The organism is Stenotrophomonas maltophilia group sp. LNF247 (assembly GCF_054083135.1).
Map to the genome: position 1 here is coordinate 17,484 of NZ_JBSRQL010000026.1, position 13,566 is coordinate 31,049.

Consider the following 13,566-nt stretch of genomic DNA (forward strand, 5'->3'; position numbering starts at 1 on the left):
CCCCCGGCCGTCGCCGGGGGCTCTCCAATGTGAATTACTTCGAATACAGCTCGACGATCAGCGCTTCGTTGATGTCCGCAGGCAGATCCGAACGATCCGGAACGGCCTTGAAGATGCCGGTGAACTTGCCGGAATCCACTTCAACCCACGACGGGCTCAGGTCATGCTGGGCGGCGACGGTCAGGGCTTCCTGGACGCGCAGCTGCTTGGCAGCCTTTTCAGACAGGGCGATGGCGTCGCCAGCCTTGACCTGGTACGAAGCCAGGTTGACCGACTTGCCATTCACGGTGACGCCGCGGTGCGACACCAGCTGACGAGCAGCCGGACGGGTCACGGCGAAGCCCATGCGGTAGACGACGTTGTCCAGGCGGGTTTCCAGCAGCTGCAGCAGGTTCTCGCCGGTGTTGCCCTTCTTGGTCGAGGCCTTCTTGTAGTAGTTGCGGAACTGACGCTCCAGCAGGCCGTAGATACGCTTGACCTTCTGCTTTTCACGCAGCTGGGTGGCGTAGTCGGACAGCTTGCCCTTGCGGGCAGTGGCGCCGTGCTGGCCGGGCTTCTGCTCCAGCTTGCACTTGGAGTCCAGCGCACGCGCCGGGCTCTTCAGGGACAGGTCGGCGCCTTCGCGACGGGCGAGCTTACAGGTAGGACCGATATAACGAGCCATTTCTTATCGCTCCCTTTAGACGCGACGCTTCTTCGGCGGACGGCACCCGTTGTGCGGGATAGGCGTCACGTCGATGATGTTGGTGATCTTGTAGCCGACGTTGTTCAGCGAACGCACGGCCGACTCACGGCCCGGACCCGGGCCCTTGATGCGGACTTCCAGCGACTTCACGCCATAGTCCAGCGCAGCACGACCGGCCTTTTCAGCAGCCACCTGGGCAGCGAACGGGGTCGACTTGCGCGAACCGCGGAAGCCAGCGCCACCGGAGGTCGCCCACGACAGAGCATTGCCCTGACGGTCGGTGATGGTGACGATGGTGTTGTTGAACGAAGCGTGGACGTGGGCAACGCCGTCGGTGACGACGCGCTTGATCTTCTTCTTGGTCTTAGCAGCGGGCTTAGCCATTTCTCAGTCCCTTACTTCTTGATCGCCTTGCGCGGACCCTTGCGGGTGCGGGCGTTGGTACGGGTGCGCTGGCCACGCAGCGGGAGGCCACGACGGTGACGCAGGCCGCGGTAGCAGCCCAGGTCCATCAGGCGCTTGATCGCGATGCCGATCTCACGGCGCAGATCGCCTTCCACGATGTACTTGCCGACTTCGGCGCGCAGGCGCTCGATTTCCGGCTCCGACAGATCGCGGATCTTGGTGGTCGAAGCAACGCCTGCGACTTCGCAGACCTTCTTCGAACGGGTACGGCCGATGCCGTAAATGCTTTGCAACCCGACCCAGACGTGCTTCTGGGCTGGCAGGTTGACGCCTGCAATACGCGCCATGACGCGGTTCTCCAGCTGAGTGATGGCCGACAGCGCGCCTCGGGCACGCCAATCCGGCAGGATGGATCAAAAAAGTGAACTAGCGATACTAACAAGGTTCCGGTTTACATGGAAGCCCGTGAAACCACTGGTTTCATGAACCCGGCCTGGGGAGTGTGCCCAGGCTCCGGCGCCGGATGGGGTTGGACCCGGGGTATCCCCCGGGGCCGCCCGCGCTACTCCAGCGCGGGACCACCTCATCACACCCCCACCCGGAACCGCTGCGGGGGCCGCCCTTCGTTTGTGTGGCCGGAGTCCGCGAAGCGGAGGGACCATCACGTCAGGAAGACGAAAGTATAACAGGCCAATCAGCCGCGGGCAAAACCGCCGCGGTTGCCGCCCTTCAGGTTGGCCTTTTTCAGCAGGCTCTCGTACTGGTGGGACATCAGGTGCGCCTGCACCTGGGCAATGAAGTCCATCACCACCACCACCACGATCAGCAGCGAAGTACCGCCGAAGTAGAACGAGGCGTTCAGCTGCGTGCGCATCAGTTCCGGCAGCAGGCAGACGATGACCAGATAGGCCGAGCCGGCTGCGGTCAGGCGGGTCAGTACACCGTCGATGTAATCGGCGGTGGCCTTGCCCGGACGGATGCCCGGAATCAGCGCGCCCGACTTCTTCAGGTTGTCAGCGGTTTCCTGGGAGTTGAACACCAGCGCGGTATAGAAGAACGCGAAACCGGTGATCAGCGCAGCGAACACGATCATGTGCAGCGGCTCGCCCGGGCCCAGGGCATTGGCGACCTTCTGCAGGACCTGGCCGAAGCTGCTCTGGTTGGCCGCCTGGCCGGACCACATGGCCAGTGTGGCCGGGAAGGCCAGCAGGCTCGAGGCGAAGATTGCCGGAATGACGCCGGCCATGTTGAGCTTCAGCGGCAGGAACGAGGTCTGGTTCATGTACGCGTTGCGACCGCCCTGGCGGCGTGCGTAGTTGACCGTGATCCGGCGCTGGCCACGCTCGACGAACACCACGAAGAAGGTGAACGCGAGCACGACAATGGCGATCAGCAGCAGCTGGATGAACTGGATGTTGCCGTCGCGGTAGGCGTCGAAGGTGTGGATGATCGCACCCGGCAGGCCAGCGACGATACCGGCGAAGATGATCAGCGACACGCCGTTGCCGATGCCGCGCTCGGTGACCTGCTCACCGACCCACATCAGGAACATGGTGCCGGCAGTCAGCGCGACCACGGCGGTGAGCACGAAGCCCATGCCCGGCGCATACACGACCGGAGCGCCCGACGGCGACACCTGGCCCTGCAGGGCCAGTGCGATCGAACCGCCCTGCACCACTGCCAGCAGCACGGCGCCGATGCGCGAATACTGGGTGATCTTGCGGCGGCCGGACTCACCTTCCTTCTGCATCGCCTTCAGGGCGGGGAAGATGTGCACGGCCAGCTGCATCACGATCGATGCCGAGATGTACGGCATCACGTTCAGCGCGAAGATGCTGAAACGGTGCAGGGCGCCGCCCGAGAACATGTTGAACATGTCCACGATGCCGCCGCCCTGCTGTTGCATCATGGCAAGCATGGCATCGGGATTGACGCCCGGCACCGGCACGTAGCAGCCGATGCGATAGACGATCAAAGCCCCGACGACGAACAGCAAACGTTGGCGAAGTTCAGTGAACTTGCCCATTCCGCCCGCGAGGTTACCGATGCCAGCTTGCGCCATGATTTTCTTACTCCGTTACGCTGCCGCCGGCAGCTTCGATCGCGGCCTTGGCACCCGCCGTGGCAGCAATACCCTTCAGGGTGAACGCCTTGGTCACTTCGCCCTTGACGACGACCTTGGCCTTCTTGGCAGTGCTCGGAACCAGCTTGGCAGCACGCAGGGCGGCGAAGTCGATCTCACCGGCCGGCAGCTTGTCCAGTGCGTACAGCAGCACTTCAGCGGTGTCCTTGGCGATCGGCGAACGGAAGCCGATCTTCGGCAGACGACGCTGCATGGGGGTCTGGCCGCCTTCGAAGCCAGCCTTGATCTTGCCGCCACCCTTGCGGGCGAACGAACCCTTGTGGCCGCGGCCGGCAGTCTTGCCCAGGCCCGAGCCGATACCGCGACCGACGCGGGTACGCTCGGTGCGGGCGCCCGGTGCCGGGCTCAGTTCATTGAGACGCAGAGTCATGGTCGATTACTCCTCAACCTGGACGAGGTACTGAACCTTGTTGATCAGGCCGCGCACCTGCGGGCTGTCCTTCAGTTCACGCACATCGTTGAGCTTGTTCAGGCCCAGCGCACGCACCGACAGGCGGTGACGCGACTGGGTGCCACGCAGGCCACGCACCAGGCGGACCTTGACAGTCTTGTTGGACTCATTAGCCATGGTTGAGTTCCTCCACCTTCTTGCCGCGCTTGGCCGCGATGCGAGCCGGCGACTGTGCAGCAGCCAGGCCCTTCACGGTGGCACGCACCAGGTTGATCGGGTTGCGCGAACCGGTGGCCTTGGCCAGCACGTTCTTCACGCCAACGGCTTCCAGCACGGCGCGCATGGCACCGCCGGCGATCACGCCGGTACCTTCCGAAGCCGGCTGCATGAACACGCGGGCTGCGCCGTGACCATCCTTGATGGTGTGCCACAGGGTGCCGTTGTTCAGGTCAACGCTGACCAGGTTCTTGCGGGCCTGCTCCATCGACTTCTGGATGGCAACCGGCACTTCGCGGGCCTTGCCATAGCCGAAACCGACCTTGCCTTCGCCGTCGCCGACGACGGTCAGGGCGGTGAAGGTGAACTGGCGGCCACCCTTGACGGTCTTGCTGACGCGGTTGACCGCGACCAGCTTTTCGATCATGCCGTCGTCGATCTTCTCTTCGCGGTTACGGTCGCGATCGCGACCCCGCTGCTGACGCTCTTCTGCCATGTTGATTCCTTGGTTGTTTGGGTATGTACGGCTCGAAGCCGCTTATGGTTGTGGCGTGACGCGTTGTTCCGGTGGGCCGCTGCAGAAGAGCGGCGCCGTCCAGCCTCACTCAGGCTGGCGAGCAGGTGGGCAGGAGGCCAATGGCCCCCTGCCCTTGTCCCTTAGAACTGCAGGCCGGCTTCGCGGGCGGCTTCTGCCAGGGCCTTGATGCGGCCGTGGTAGCGGTAGCCCGAACGATCGAAGGCAACCTTCTCGATGCCGGCGGCCTTGGCGCGCTCGGCAACGATGCGGCCAACCTTGGCAGCAGCATCGGCGTTCTTGCCGTTCTTCAGGCCTTCGATGACGTCGGCCTGGGTGGTGTTGGCAGCAGCCAGCACCTTGGAGCCGTCGGCGGTGAAGACCTGGGCGTACAGGTGCTGGCCGGTGCGCAGCACCGACAGGCGGGCGACGCCGAGCTCACGGATGTGGGCACGGGTCGACTTGGCGCGACGCAGGCGGGCGATGTTCTTGTTCATTTTGATTATTCCTTGAAAGCTGAAGGAAGAGCTTTTCCCTGAGAAGTCCGCACAGGGATGTGCGGGCTCTTGCGAGGGACTCGCGCTTATGCCTTCTTGGCTTCCTTACGGATGATGACTTCGTCGGAGTACTTCACGCCCTTGCCCTTGTACGGTTCCGGCTTGCGGAACGCACGGATCTTGGCGGCGACTTCACCGACGACCTGCTTGTCAGCGCCCTGGACCAGGATCTCGGTCTGGGTCGGGGTCGACAGCGTGATGCCTTCCGGCGCCACGAACACGACCGGGTGCGAGAAGCCCAGCGACAGGTTCAGGTCCTTGCCCTGCATGGCAGCGCGGTAACCCACGCCCACCAGCTCCAGCTTGCGCTCGAAGCCTTCGGACACGCCCTTGACCATGTTGGACAGGATCGCACGCACGGTACCGGTCAGTGCGATCAGGTCGGCGCTTTCGGTGCTCAGGGTGGCAACGCCGTTGTCGACGTTGATGGCAATACCGGCCGGCTTGGCCAGCGACAGGGTGCCCTTCGGGCCCTTGGCGGTGACGCTGTCCGACTGGACGTTCAGTTCAACCTTACCCAGGGTAATCGGCTTCTTGGCTACGCGGGACATAGTTCTACTCCTTTCGCCTTAGGCCACGAAGCACAGGACTTCGCCGCCGACGCCCAGCTGGCGCGCCTGCGCATCAGTCATGATGCCCTTGGAGGTGGAAATGATGGAGATACCCAGGCCGTTCATGACCTTCGGCAGCTCGCTCTTGCCGCGGTACTGGCGCAGGCCCGAACGCGAGAAGCGCTTCAGGGTCGCGATGACCGGCTTGCCTTCGAAATACTTCAGCACGATTTCCAGCTCGGACTTGTTGTTTTCCAGCTGGGTCACGCGCAGGTCGGCGATGTAACCCTCGTCCTTCAGGACCTGGGCGATCGCAACCTTGATCTTGGACGACGGGGCTTTCACCGTCTGCTTGCCCACCGCGGCCGCATTCTTGATGCGGACCAGCAGGTCGGCGATGGGATCAGTCATGCTCATATGAGTACCTTTGAGTGCACCGATATCCGCTTTCGCGAAAATCTGTTGTCTCCTGGAAACGGGCCAGGTCCCTTGATGCAGCGGGCCGGAAGCCCACTCCTACGACCCCGTTTGCGCAGGGCAAGACGCGGGAGTATACGCCAAAAGAGCCCGGCTTGCGCCGGGCTCCTCGGTTTTTTTGCGTCGGGAAAGCTGAATGCCTCCCCTGCCCGGTTCAGGAACCCCCGAAGGGGCTCCTGATCGCAGGGCCGGCTGGGGTTACCAGCTGGCCTTGCGCAGACCCGGTACGTCGCCACGCATGGTGGCTTCACGCAGCTTGTTACGGCCCAGGCCGAACTTGCTGTAGACGCCACGCGGACGACCCGACAGCTCGCAACGATTACGCTGGCGGCTCGGCGACGAATCGCGCGGCAGCTTGGCCAGCTTGGTTGCGGCCTCGATCTTCTCTTCGTAGGTCGCGTCCACGGAGGACACGATCTTCTTCAGAGCCGCACGCTTTTCAGCGTACTTCTTGGCCAGCTTTTCCCGCTTGATGTCGCGGTTGACCATGGAGGTCTTTGCCATTTCGGTTTCCTCGACAGATCAGTTACGGAACGGGAACTTGAACGCTGCCAGCAGCGCCTTCGCTTCCGCGTCGGTCTTCGCAGTGGTGGTGATGGCGATATCCATACCGCGGATCGCATCGACGGCGTCGAAGTCGATTTCCGGGAAGATGATCTGTTCCTTCACACCCATGTTGAAGTTGCCGCGGCCGTCGAAGGAACGGCCGGAAACACCACGGAAGTCGCGCACGCGCGGCAGCGAGATGTTGATCAGGCGGTCCAGGAACTCGTACATCTTGTGGCGACGCAGCGTGGTCTTGCAGCCGATCGGCCAACCATCACGGATCTTGAACGACGCGACCGAGATACGCGACTTGGTGACAACCGGCTTCTGGCCGGAAATCTTGGTCATGTCCGCGACGGCGTTTTCCAGGATCTTCTTGTTGGTGGCAGCCTCGCCGACACCCATGTTCAGGGTGACCTTGACGAGCTTCGGTACTTCCATCGGATTGGTGTAGCCGAACTGCTTCATCAGCGCCGGCACCACTTCTTCCTTGTAGATCTTTTCGAGACGGGAAGTCATCTTCACATTCCTCAGGCGTCGAGCGCCTCACCGCTGGAGCGGAACACACGCAGTTTGCGTCCATCCTCCAGCACCTTGAAGCCAACGCGTTCGCCCTTGCCCGAAGCCGGGTTCAGCACGTTCACGTTGGAGATATGGATCGAAGCTTCGCGCTCGACCACGCCGCCGGCAACACCTGCCTGCGGGTTCGGCTTGGTGTGGCGCTTGACGATGTTCACGTTGGCGACGACCACACGGTCGCCGTCGACGCGGACGACTTCGCCCTGCTTGCCCTTGTCCTTGCCAGCGTTGACGACAACCTGGTCGCCCTTCTTGATACGGTTAGCCATGATTATCTCCTGTCGCTCACAGCACTTCGGGAGCGAGCGAGACGATCTTCATGAACTTCTCCGAACGAAGTTCACGGGTCACCGGCCCGAAGATACGGGTACCGATCGGCTCCTGCTTGTTGTTCAGCAGGACGGCCGCGTTGCCGTCGAAGCGGATCAGCGAACCGTCGGCGCGACGCACACCCTTGCGGGTACGCACCACGACGGCGTCATACACTTCACCCTTCTTGACCTTGCCGCGCGGAATCGCATCCTTCACGGTGACCTTGATGATGTCGCCGATGCCGGCGTAACGGCGCTTGGAACCACCCAGCACCTTGAAGCACATCACCTGCTTGGCACCCGAATTGTCCGCGACGTCAAGGTAGCTCTGCATCTGGATCATGATTCAGACTCCTTATTCAGCCGCACGCGTGATGACTTCCACCACGCGCCAGTTCTTGGTCTTGGACATCGGAGCAATCTCGGTCACGCGGACGACATCGCCTTCCTTGCAGGCGTTGTCGGCATCGTGGGCGTGCAGCTTGGTCGAGCGCTTGATGTACTTGCCGTACAGCGCGTGCTTGACCTGACGCTCAACCAGGACGGTAACCGTCTTGTCCATCTTGTTGCTGACGACACGGCCTTCGACCGTGCGCAGCGTCTTCTTTTCAGTATTGTCGCTCATAGCGGCCATCCTTACTTCGTGCTGCCGAGCAGGGTCTTGACGCGAGCAATCTCGCGACGGACCCGGCGAATGTCGTGGGTCTTCGGCAGCTGGCCGGTGACCTGCTGCATACGGACAGAGAACTGTTCCTTACGCAGGTCGATCAGGTGGGCCTTGAGTTCGTCAGCCGACTTTTCACGGAGAGTTTTGATATCCATCAGCGCACCGTACGGGTCACGAAAGTGGTGGTGACCGAGAGCTTGGCGGCGGCCAGGCGGAACGCCTCGCGAGCCACTTCCTCGGAAACACCCTCGATTTCATAGATCATGCGGCCGGGCTGGATCTGGGCCACCCAGTATTCCACGTTACCCTTACCCGAACCCATTCGGACTTCGATGGGCTTCTTGGTGATGGGCTTGTCGGGGAACACGCGGATCCACATCTTGCCGCCGCGCTTGACGTAGCGGCTGATCGAGCGGCGGGCCGCTTCGATCTGGCGCGCGGTCAGCTGACCGTGTGCGGTTGCCTTCAGGCCGTATTCGCCGAAGCTGACAGCGTTGGCGCTCCAGCTCAGGCCATCGTTACGGCCCTTGTGTACCTTGCGGTACTTGGTTCGCTTGGGTTGCAACATTGTCGTTACCTCGCTTCACGGGCCGGGCGCTGACGGTCACCACGGTCGCCGCGATCGTGACGATCGTTGCGCGACGGGGTGTCGTCCTGCTTTTCCTGGCCAACCTGGGAGAAATCGAAGACCTCGCCCTTGTAGATCCAGACCTTGATGCCGATGATGCCGTAGGTCGTCTTGGCTTCAGCGAAGCCATAGTCGATGTCGGCACGCAGGGTGTGCAGCGGCACGCGGCCTTCGCGGTACCACTCCGAACGGGCGATTTCTGCACCGTTGAGGCGGCCACCGACGTTGACCTTGATGCCCAGGGCACCCAGGCGCATCGCGTTGCCGACCGAGCGCTTCATTGCACGGCGGAACATGATGCGACGCTCCAGCTGCTGGGCGATCGACTCGGCAACGAGCTGCGCGTCCAGTTCCGGCTTGCGCACTTCGGTGACGTTGATGTGCGCCGGGACGCCCATCATCTCGCTCACTTCCTTGCGCAGCTTCTCGATGTCCTCACCGCGCTTGCCGATCACCACGCCCGGACGGGCGGTGTGGATCGTCACGCGAGCGGTCTTGGCCGGACGCTCGATCAGGATCTTGCTGATGCCGGCCTGGGCCAGCTTCTTGCGCAGCATGTCGCGCACTTTCAGGTCGGCTGCCAGGTAACCGGCGAACTCGGCCTTGTTGGCGTACCACTTGGAGTTCCAGTCCTTGGAAATGCCGAGGCGGATACCAATCGGATGAACTTTATGACCCATGGTCTTTTCCTTATCCGCTTACTTGGCGGCGCCCACAACCACAGTGATGTGGCTGGTGCGCTTGAGGATGCGGGTACCGCGGCCTTTCGCCCGCGCCATGAAACGCTTCAGGGTCGGACCTTCATCAACCATGATGGTCTGAACCTTCAGCTCGTCGACGTCGGCGCCCTGGTTGTTCTCGGCATTGGCAATAGCCGACTCCACCACCTTCTTGATCAGGTGGGCAGCCTTCTTGTCCGAGAACTTCAGCAGGTTGACCGCACGTTCGGCCGGCAGACCGCGCACCTGGTCAGCGACCAGACGAGCCTTCTGCGGGGAGATGCGCGCAGTGCGCAGGATGGCTTTCGCTTCCATTGTCATCTCTCCTTACTTGCCCGACTTCTTGTCACCACCGTGACCCTTGAAGGTCCGGGTGATGGCAAATTCGCCGAGCTTGTGGCCGACCATGTTCTCGTTGACGAGAACCGGGATGTGGTTCTTGCCGTTATGCACGGCAATGGTGATGCCTACCATGTCAGGCAGGATCATCGAACGGCGCGACCAGGTCTTGATCGGCTTCTTGCTGCCCGCAGCGGCCTCCACCTTCTTGACGAGGTGGTGATCGACGAACGGGCCCTTCTTGAGTGAACGTGCCATGGTCGATTAGCCCCTACGATCGCGGACGATGAACTGCTGAGTGCGCTTGTTATGGCGCGTCTTGTAACCCTTGGTCGGGACACCCCACGGGGTGACCGGATGCGGGTTACCCTGGCCGGCCTTGGCCTCACCACCACCGTGCGGGTGGTCAACCGGGTTCATGGCAGCACCACGAACGGTCGGGCGGACGCCGCGCCAACGCTTGGCACCGGCCTTGCCCAGCTTTTCCAGGCTGTGCTCGTCGTTGCCGACTTCGCCGATGGTGGCGCAGCACTCGACCGGCACCTTGCGCATTTCACCCGAGCGCAGGCGCAGGGTGGCGTAGATGCCTTCGCGGGCCACCAGCTGCACGGCCGCACCGGCGGCGCGGGCGATCTGAGCGCCCTTGCCGGGCTTCAGTTCGATGCAGTGGATGGTGGTACCGACCGGGATGTTGCGCAGCGGCAGGGTGTTGCCAGCCTTGATCGGGGCATCCGAACCAGCGATCACCTGATCACCGGCCTTCAGGCCCTTCGGGGCGATGATGTAGCGGCGCTCACCGTCGACGTAGCACAGCAGGGCGATGTGGGCGGTGCGGTTCGGATCGTATTCGATGCGTTCCACGCGCGCCGGGATGCCCAGCTTGTTGCGCTTGAAGTCGATGATGCGGTAGTGCTGCTTGGCACCACCACCGACGTGACGCACGGTGATGCGGCCATGGTGGTTACGACCACCCGAGCGGCTCTGCGACTCGACCAGGGCAGCGTGCGGAGCACCCTTGTGCAGGTCGGGAGTGACCACGCGCACGGCCGAACGGCGGCCGGGGGAAGTGGGCTTGAATTTCATCAATGGCATGGGATGTACCTCAGGCCTTGGCCGTTACATCGATCGACTGGCCATCGGCCAGGCGAACGTACGCCTTGCGCCAATCGCCGCGGCGGCCAGCACGGTTACGGAAGGACTTGTTCTTGCCCTTGACGTTGACCACGTTGACAGCTTCGACCTTGACGTCGAACAGCTGCTCAACCGCGGCCTTTACATCGGCCTTGGTGGCTTCGTTCGAAACTTCGAAGACATACTGGTTGGAGAGTTCCTGCAGGCGCGCGGTCTTTTCGGAGACACGCGGGGCACGCAGCACGCTGAAGATTTTTTCGTTGCTGTTCATGCCAGCCACTCCTCGACCTTCTTGACCGCGTCAGCGGTGATGACGACCGTGTCGGCACCCACCAGCGAGACCGGATCCAGGCCCTGGACGTCACGCACCTGCACGTACGGCAGATTGCGGGCGGACAGGTACAGGCGCTCGGACGCTTCTTCGGTGACGATCAGCGGGCGCTTGCCCACTTCCAGGCCGGCCAGCTTGGCGACCAGACCCTTCGTGTTGGTCACTTCGACGTCGAAGGACTCCACGATGGTCAGACGGCCCTGACGGTTCAGCTCGGACAGGATCGCGCACATGGCGGCACGGTACTGCTTACGATTGACCTTCTGCTCGAAGCTGCGCGGCTTGGCCGCAAAGGTGACACCGCCGCCGACGAAGATCGGAGCCGTCAGTGCGCCATGACGCGCGCCGCCGCCCTTCTGCTTCTTCGACTTCTTGGTGGTACCAGCCACTTCGGAGCGAGTCTTCTGTGCCTTGGTGCCGGCGCGACCGGCGTTGCGGTAAGCAACGACGACCTGGTGGACCAGATCTTCGCTGAAATCGCGACCGAACACGGCTTCGGAGACCGAGACCTTGTTGTTGCTACCCGTGATAACGAGTTCCATCGTCATCTCTCCTTATGCCTTGCTCGCCGGACGGACGATCACATCGCCACCGGCCGCGCCCGGAACGGCGCCGCGAACGGCGATCAGACCGCGCTCGACGTCGACCTTGACCACTTCCAGGTTCTGGGTGCTCTGCTGCACCGCGCCCATGTGGCCCGACATCTTCTTGCCCGGGAAAACGCGACCCGGGGTCTGGCGCTGACCCAGCGAACCCGGCGCGCGATGCGACAGCGAGTTACCGTGGGTTGCATCGCCCATACGGAAGTTGTGGCGCTTGATGGTGCCCTGGAAGCCCTTACCCTTGGTGACACCCTGGACGTCGACGATCTGGCCGACTTCGAAGATGTCCGCCTTGACTTCGCCGCCAACGGCGAAATCGCCGAGCTGCGCGTCTTCAACGCGGAATTCCCACAGGCCACGACCCGCTTCCACCTTCGCCTTGGCGAAGTGGCCGGCTTCCGGCTTGTTGACCAGGGCAGCGCGACGGGCGCCGACGGTCACCTGCACGGCGCTGTAGCCGTCGGTTTCGACGGTCTTGATCTGCGCGATGCGGTTCGGGGTTGCTTCGATCAGGGTCACCGGGATGGAGCGGCCATCTTCAGTGAACACGCGGCTCATGCCGGCCTTGCGGCCCACGAAGCCCAACGAATACTTCTTCGTCATGGTCGTAGTCCTCAGGTCAGCTTGATCTGAACGTCGACGCCGGCAGCCAGTTCGAGCTTCATCAGCGCGTCCACGGTCTTGTCATTCGGGTCAACGATATCGAGCACGCGCTTGTGCGTGCGGGTCTCGTACTGGTCACGCGCGTCCTTGTCGACGTGCGGGGAGACGAGAACGGTGTAGCGCTCGATCTTGGTCGGCAGCGGGATCGGGCCACGCACTTGCGCGCCGGTCCGCTTTGCCGTTTCAACGATCTCGCTGGCCGAACGGTCGATCAGACGATGATCGAACGCTTTCAGCCGGATCCGGATCTTTTGGTCCGCCATGGCGGTAGGTTCCTTCGTTAAAAGAGCGACAGACAAAGCCTCTGGGTTGCTTTGCCCCATGAAATTCCTGAATACGGACGGCCCACACTCCTGCAGGCCGACAAGGTCACTCCATAGACCTCAAAAACGTAGGCAGACCAGTTTCCCGGCCTGCCCAGACGTAGAAGCATAATGGCACACAAGGCAGCTGTCAACAGTCGCCTGTTGACGCCGCCTGAATGGCATTGACCCTTCCTGGTCCGGGGAACACAAGGCACATCCTGTGCCTGCTTTCCCATTTGATACGCCCCGATGCCCTACCCAGGCAACATCGGGGCGCAGATACTACCAGATTACTCGATGATCTTCGAGACCACGCCGGCGCCGACGGTGCGGCCGCCTTCGCGGATGGCGAAGCGCAGGCCTTCGTCCATCGCCACCGGGTTGATCAGGGTGACGACCATCTTGACGTTGTCACCCGGCATCACCATTTCGACGCCTTCCGGCAGTGCAGCTGCGCCGGTGATGTCGGTGGTGCGGAAGTAGAACTGCGGACGGTAGCCGTTGAAGAACGGGGTGTGACGGCCGCCTTCGTCCTTCGACAGGACGTAGACTTCACCCTCGAACTTGGTGTGCGGCTTGATCGTGCCCGGCTTGGCCAGCACCTGGCCACGCTCGACGTCGTCACGCTTGGTGCCGCGCAGCAGCAGGCCAGCATTGTCGCCTGCCTGACCCTGGTCCAGCAGCTTGCGGAACATTTCAACGCCGGTCACGGTGGTCTTCTGCACCGGACGGATGCCGACGATTTCGATTTCGTCGCCGACCTTGATCACGCCGCGCTCGATACGGCCGGTCACCACGGTGCCGCG

General features: G+C 62.6%; 26 protein-coding genes. All 26 read right to left on the minus strand.

Going from position 1 to position 13,566, the window contains the following annotated elements:
* Nucleotides 1-34: 34 nt before the first annotated feature.
* Nucleotides 35-664 (minus strand): 30S ribosomal protein S4, encoded by a 630-nt coding sequence (gene rpsD, locus ACTXG9_RS18440; RefSeq protein ID WP_004145446.1) that lies wholly within the window; start codon nt 662-664, stop codon nt 35-37.
* 15 nt (nt 665-679) lie between these two features.
* Nucleotides 680-1,069, minus strand: a complete 390-nt coding sequence (gene rpsK / locus ACTXG9_RS18445; RefSeq protein WP_004145443.1) for a 30S ribosomal protein S11 — start codon at nt 1,067-1,069, stop codon at nt 680-682.
* An 11-nt stretch (nt 1,070-1,080) separates the two neighbouring features.
* The gene (rpsM, locus tag ACTXG9_RS18450; protein ID WP_004154500.1) at nt 1,081-1,437 is read right to left on the minus strand and encodes a 30S ribosomal protein S13; all 357 of its coding nucleotides are present in this window, start codon (nt 1,435-1,437) and stop codon (nt 1,081-1,083) included.
* Between the two features lie 347 nt (nt 1,438-1,784).
* Nucleotides 1,785-3,152 (minus strand): preprotein translocase subunit SecY, encoded by a 1,368-nt coding sequence (gene secY / locus ACTXG9_RS18455; protein ID WP_005408215.1) that lies wholly within the window; start codon nt 3,150-3,152, stop codon nt 1,785-1,787.
* Nucleotides 3,153-3,159: 7 nt separating this feature from the next.
* Entirely contained in the window at nt 3,160-3,603 is a 444-nt protein-coding gene (gene rplO, locus ACTXG9_RS18460; RefSeq protein ID WP_004154498.1) for a 50S ribosomal protein L15, read from the minus strand.
* A 6-nt stretch (nt 3,604-3,609) separates the two neighbouring features.
* On the minus strand, nt 3,610-3,801 hold the full coding sequence (gene rpmD, locus ACTXG9_RS18465) for a 50S ribosomal protein L30 (RefSeq protein ID WP_005408214.1): 192 nt from the start codon (nt 3,799-3,801) through the stop codon (nt 3,610-3,612).
* The gene (gene rpsE / locus ACTXG9_RS18470) at nt 3,794-4,336 is read right to left on the minus strand and encodes a 30S ribosomal protein S5 (protein ID WP_004154496.1); all 543 of its coding nucleotides are present in this window, start codon (nt 4,334-4,336) and stop codon (nt 3,794-3,796) included. The genes rpmD and rpsE overlap by 8 nt, the downstream gene beginning before the upstream one ends.
* A 161-nt stretch (nt 4,337-4,497) precedes the next feature.
* Complete coding sequence (gene rplR / locus ACTXG9_RS18475) at nt 4,498-4,857, minus strand: 50S ribosomal protein L18 (RefSeq protein WP_026346969.1); 360 nt, start codon at nt 4,855-4,857, stop codon at nt 4,498-4,500.
* Nucleotides 4,858-4,937: 80 nt separating this feature from the next.
* Nucleotides 4,938-5,462: a 50S ribosomal protein L6 gene (gene rplF / locus ACTXG9_RS18480; protein ID WP_021204580.1), complete on the minus strand. Its 525-nt coding sequence runs from the start codon at nt 5,460-5,462 to the stop codon at nt 4,938-4,940.
* Nucleotides 5,463-5,480: 18 nt separating this feature from the next.
* The gene (rpsH, locus tag ACTXG9_RS18485; protein ID WP_021204581.1) at nt 5,481-5,879 is read right to left on the minus strand and encodes a 30S ribosomal protein S8; all 399 of its coding nucleotides are present in this window, start codon (nt 5,877-5,879) and stop codon (nt 5,481-5,483) included.
* Between the two features lie 258 nt (nt 5,880-6,137).
* Complete coding sequence (rpsN, locus tag ACTXG9_RS18490; protein WP_019659577.1) at nt 6,138-6,443, minus strand: 30S ribosomal protein S14; 306 nt, start codon at nt 6,441-6,443, stop codon at nt 6,138-6,140.
* 18 nt (nt 6,444-6,461) lie between these two features.
* A complete protein-coding gene (gene rplE, locus ACTXG9_RS18495) occupies nt 6,462-7,004 on the minus strand; it encodes a 50S ribosomal protein L5 (protein WP_005415416.1) in 543 nt (180 codons plus the stop codon).
* An 11-nt stretch (nt 7,005-7,015) separates the two neighbouring features.
* Nucleotides 7,016-7,333, minus strand: coding sequence for a 50S ribosomal protein L24 (gene rplX / locus ACTXG9_RS18500; RefSeq protein ID WP_004154490.1), 318 nt, complete (start codon nt 7,331-7,333; stop codon nt 7,016-7,018).
* A gap of 16 nt (nt 7,334-7,349) precedes the next feature.
* Nucleotides 7,350-7,718, minus strand: coding sequence for a 50S ribosomal protein L14 (gene rplN / locus ACTXG9_RS18505; protein WP_010483978.1), 369 nt, complete (start codon nt 7,716-7,718; stop codon nt 7,350-7,352).
* Between the two features lie 12 nt (nt 7,719-7,730).
* The gene (gene rpsQ / locus ACTXG9_RS18510; RefSeq protein WP_004154489.1) at nt 7,731-8,000 is read right to left on the minus strand and encodes a 30S ribosomal protein S17; all 270 of its coding nucleotides are present in this window, start codon (nt 7,998-8,000) and stop codon (nt 7,731-7,733) included.
* A gap of 11 nt (nt 8,001-8,011) precedes the next feature.
* Nucleotides 8,012-8,197, minus strand: coding sequence for a 50S ribosomal protein L29 (gene rpmC / locus ACTXG9_RS18515; protein ID WP_004154487.1), 186 nt, complete (start codon nt 8,195-8,197; stop codon nt 8,012-8,014).
* Nucleotides 8,197-8,610, minus strand: a complete 414-nt coding sequence (rplP, locus tag ACTXG9_RS18520; protein WP_004154486.1) for a 50S ribosomal protein L16 — start codon at nt 8,608-8,610, stop codon at nt 8,197-8,199. Before rplP ends, rpmC begins: the two co-directional genes overlap by 1 nt.
* Before the next feature lie 5 nt (nt 8,611-8,615).
* A complete protein-coding gene (gene rpsC, locus ACTXG9_RS18525; protein WP_005415414.1) occupies nt 8,616-9,350 on the minus strand; it encodes a 30S ribosomal protein S3 in 735 nt (244 codons plus the stop codon).
* Nucleotides 9,351-9,368: 18 nt separating this feature from the next.
* Nucleotides 9,369-9,704, minus strand: coding sequence for a 50S ribosomal protein L22 (gene rplV, locus ACTXG9_RS18530; protein ID WP_004145348.1), 336 nt, complete (start codon nt 9,702-9,704; stop codon nt 9,369-9,371).
* 12 nt (nt 9,705-9,716) lie between these two features.
* Nucleotides 9,717-9,986 (minus strand): 30S ribosomal protein S19, encoded by a 270-nt coding sequence (gene rpsS, locus ACTXG9_RS18535; RefSeq protein ID WP_005415413.1) that lies wholly within the window; start codon nt 9,984-9,986, stop codon nt 9,717-9,719.
* Between the two features lie 6 nt (nt 9,987-9,992).
* A complete protein-coding gene (gene rplB, locus ACTXG9_RS18540; RefSeq protein WP_004145339.1) occupies nt 9,993-10,820 on the minus strand; it encodes a 50S ribosomal protein L2 in 828 nt (275 codons plus the stop codon).
* A gap of 10 nt (nt 10,821-10,830) precedes the next feature.
* On the minus strand, nt 10,831-11,130 hold the full coding sequence (rplW, locus tag ACTXG9_RS18545) for a 50S ribosomal protein L23 (RefSeq protein ID WP_004145338.1): 300 nt from the start codon (nt 11,128-11,130) through the stop codon (nt 10,831-10,833).
* On the minus strand, nt 11,127-11,732 hold the full coding sequence (gene rplD / locus ACTXG9_RS18550) for a 50S ribosomal protein L4 (protein ID WP_456115757.1): 606 nt from the start codon (nt 11,730-11,732) through the stop codon (nt 11,127-11,129). Before rplD ends, rplW begins: the two co-directional genes overlap by 4 nt.
* Before the next feature lie 12 nt (nt 11,733-11,744).
* Entirely contained in the window at nt 11,745-12,395 is a 651-nt protein-coding gene (rplC, locus tag ACTXG9_RS18555) for a 50S ribosomal protein L3 (RefSeq protein WP_004145336.1), read from the minus strand.
* An 11-nt stretch (nt 12,396-12,406) separates the two neighbouring features.
* A complete protein-coding gene (gene rpsJ / locus ACTXG9_RS18560) occupies nt 12,407-12,718 on the minus strand; it encodes a 30S ribosomal protein S10 (protein ID WP_005408208.1) in 312 nt (103 codons plus the stop codon).
* Between the two features lie 332 nt (nt 12,719-13,050).
* Nucleotides 13,051-13,566, minus strand: a 516-nt coding sequence (locus tag ACTXG9_RS18565) for an EF-Tu C-terminal domain-related protein (protein WP_457654810.1), incomplete at its 5' end; no start/stop codon positions are given.

Excerpts from the sequence above, each read along its gene's own strand:
- rpsD (WP_004145446.1), bottom strand. The coding sequence starts at position 664 with ATGGCTCGTTATATCGGTCCTACCTGTAAGCTCGCCCGTCGCGAAGGC.
- rpsK (WP_004145443.1), bottom strand. The coding sequence starts at position 1,069 with ATGGCTAAGCCCGCTGCTAAGACCAAGAAGAAGATCAAGCGCGTCGTC.
- rpsM (WP_004154500.1), bottom strand. The coding sequence starts at position 1,437 with ATGGCGCGTATTGCAGGCGTCAACCTGCCAGCCCAGAAGCACGTCTGG.
- secY (WP_005408215.1), bottom strand. The coding sequence starts at position 3,152 with ATGGCGCAAGCTGGCATCGGTAACCTCGCGGGCGGAATGGGCAAGTTC.
- rplO (WP_004154498.1), bottom strand. The coding sequence starts at position 3,603 with ATGACTCTGCGTCTCAATGAACTGAGCCCGGCACCGGGCGCCCGCACC.
- rpmD (WP_005408214.1), bottom strand. The coding sequence starts at position 3,801 with ATGGCTAATGAGTCCAACAAGACTGTCAAGGTCCGCCTGGTGCGTGGC.
- rpsE (WP_004154496.1), bottom strand. The coding sequence starts at position 4,336 with ATGGCAGAAGAGCGTCAGCAGCGGGGTCGCGATCGCGACCGTAACCGC.
- rplF (WP_021204580.1), bottom strand. The coding sequence starts at position 5,462 with ATGTCCCGCGTAGCCAAGAAGCCGATTACCCTGGGTAAGGTTGAACTG.
- rpsH (WP_021204581.1), bottom strand. The coding sequence starts at position 5,879 with ATGAGCATGACTGATCCCATCGCCGACCTGCTGGTCCGCATCAAGAAT.
- rpsN (WP_019659577.1), bottom strand. The coding sequence starts at position 6,443 with ATGGCAAAGACCTCCATGGTCAACCGCGACATCAAGCGGGAAAAGCTG.
- rplE (WP_005415416.1), bottom strand. The coding sequence starts at position 7,004 with ATGACTTCCCGTCTCGAAAAGATCTACAAGGAAGAAGTGGTGCCGGCG.
- rplX (WP_004154490.1), bottom strand. The coding sequence starts at position 7,333 with ATGGCTAACCGTATCAAGAAGGGCGACCAGGTTGTCGTCAACGCTGGC.
- rplN (WP_010483978.1), bottom strand. The coding sequence starts at position 7,718 with ATGATCCAGATGCAGAGCTACCTTGACGTCGCGGACAATTCGGGTGCC.
- rpsQ (WP_004154489.1), bottom strand. The coding sequence starts at position 8,000 with ATGAGCGACAATACTGAAAAGAAGACGCTGCGCACGGTCGAAGGCCGT.
- rpmC (WP_004154487.1), bottom strand. The coding sequence starts at position 8,197 with ATGGATATCAAAACTCTCCGTGAAAAGTCGGCTGACGAACTCAAGGCC.
- rplP (WP_004154486.1), bottom strand. The coding sequence starts at position 8,610 with ATGTTGCAACCCAAGCGAACCAAGTACCGCAAGGTACACAAGGGCCGT.
- rpsC (WP_005415414.1), bottom strand. The coding sequence starts at position 9,350 with ATGGGTCATAAAGTTCATCCGATTGGTATCCGCCTCGGCATTTCCAAG.
- rplV (WP_004145348.1), bottom strand. The coding sequence starts at position 9,704 with ATGGAAGCGAAAGCCATCCTGCGCACTGCGCGCATCTCCCCGCAGAAG.
- rpsS (WP_005415413.1), bottom strand. The coding sequence starts at position 9,986 with ATGGCACGTTCACTCAAGAAGGGCCCGTTCGTCGATCACCACCTCGTC.
- rplB (WP_004145339.1), bottom strand. The coding sequence starts at position 10,820 with ATGCCATTGATGAAATTCAAGCCCACTTCCCCCGGCCGCCGTTCGGCC.
- rplW (WP_004145338.1), bottom strand. The coding sequence starts at position 11,130 with ATGAACAGCAACGAAAAAATCTTCAGCGTGCTGCGTGCCCCGCGTGTC.
- rplD (WP_456115757.1), bottom strand. The coding sequence starts at position 11,732 with ATGGAACTCGTTATCACGGGTAGCAACAACAAGGTCTCGGTCTCCGAA.
- rplC (WP_004145336.1), bottom strand. The coding sequence starts at position 12,395 with ATGACGAAGAAGTATTCGTTGGGCTTCGTGGGCCGCAAGGCCGGCATG.
- rpsJ (WP_005408208.1), bottom strand. The coding sequence starts at position 12,718 with ATGGCGGACCAAAAGATCCGGATCCGGCTGAAAGCGTTCGATCATCGT.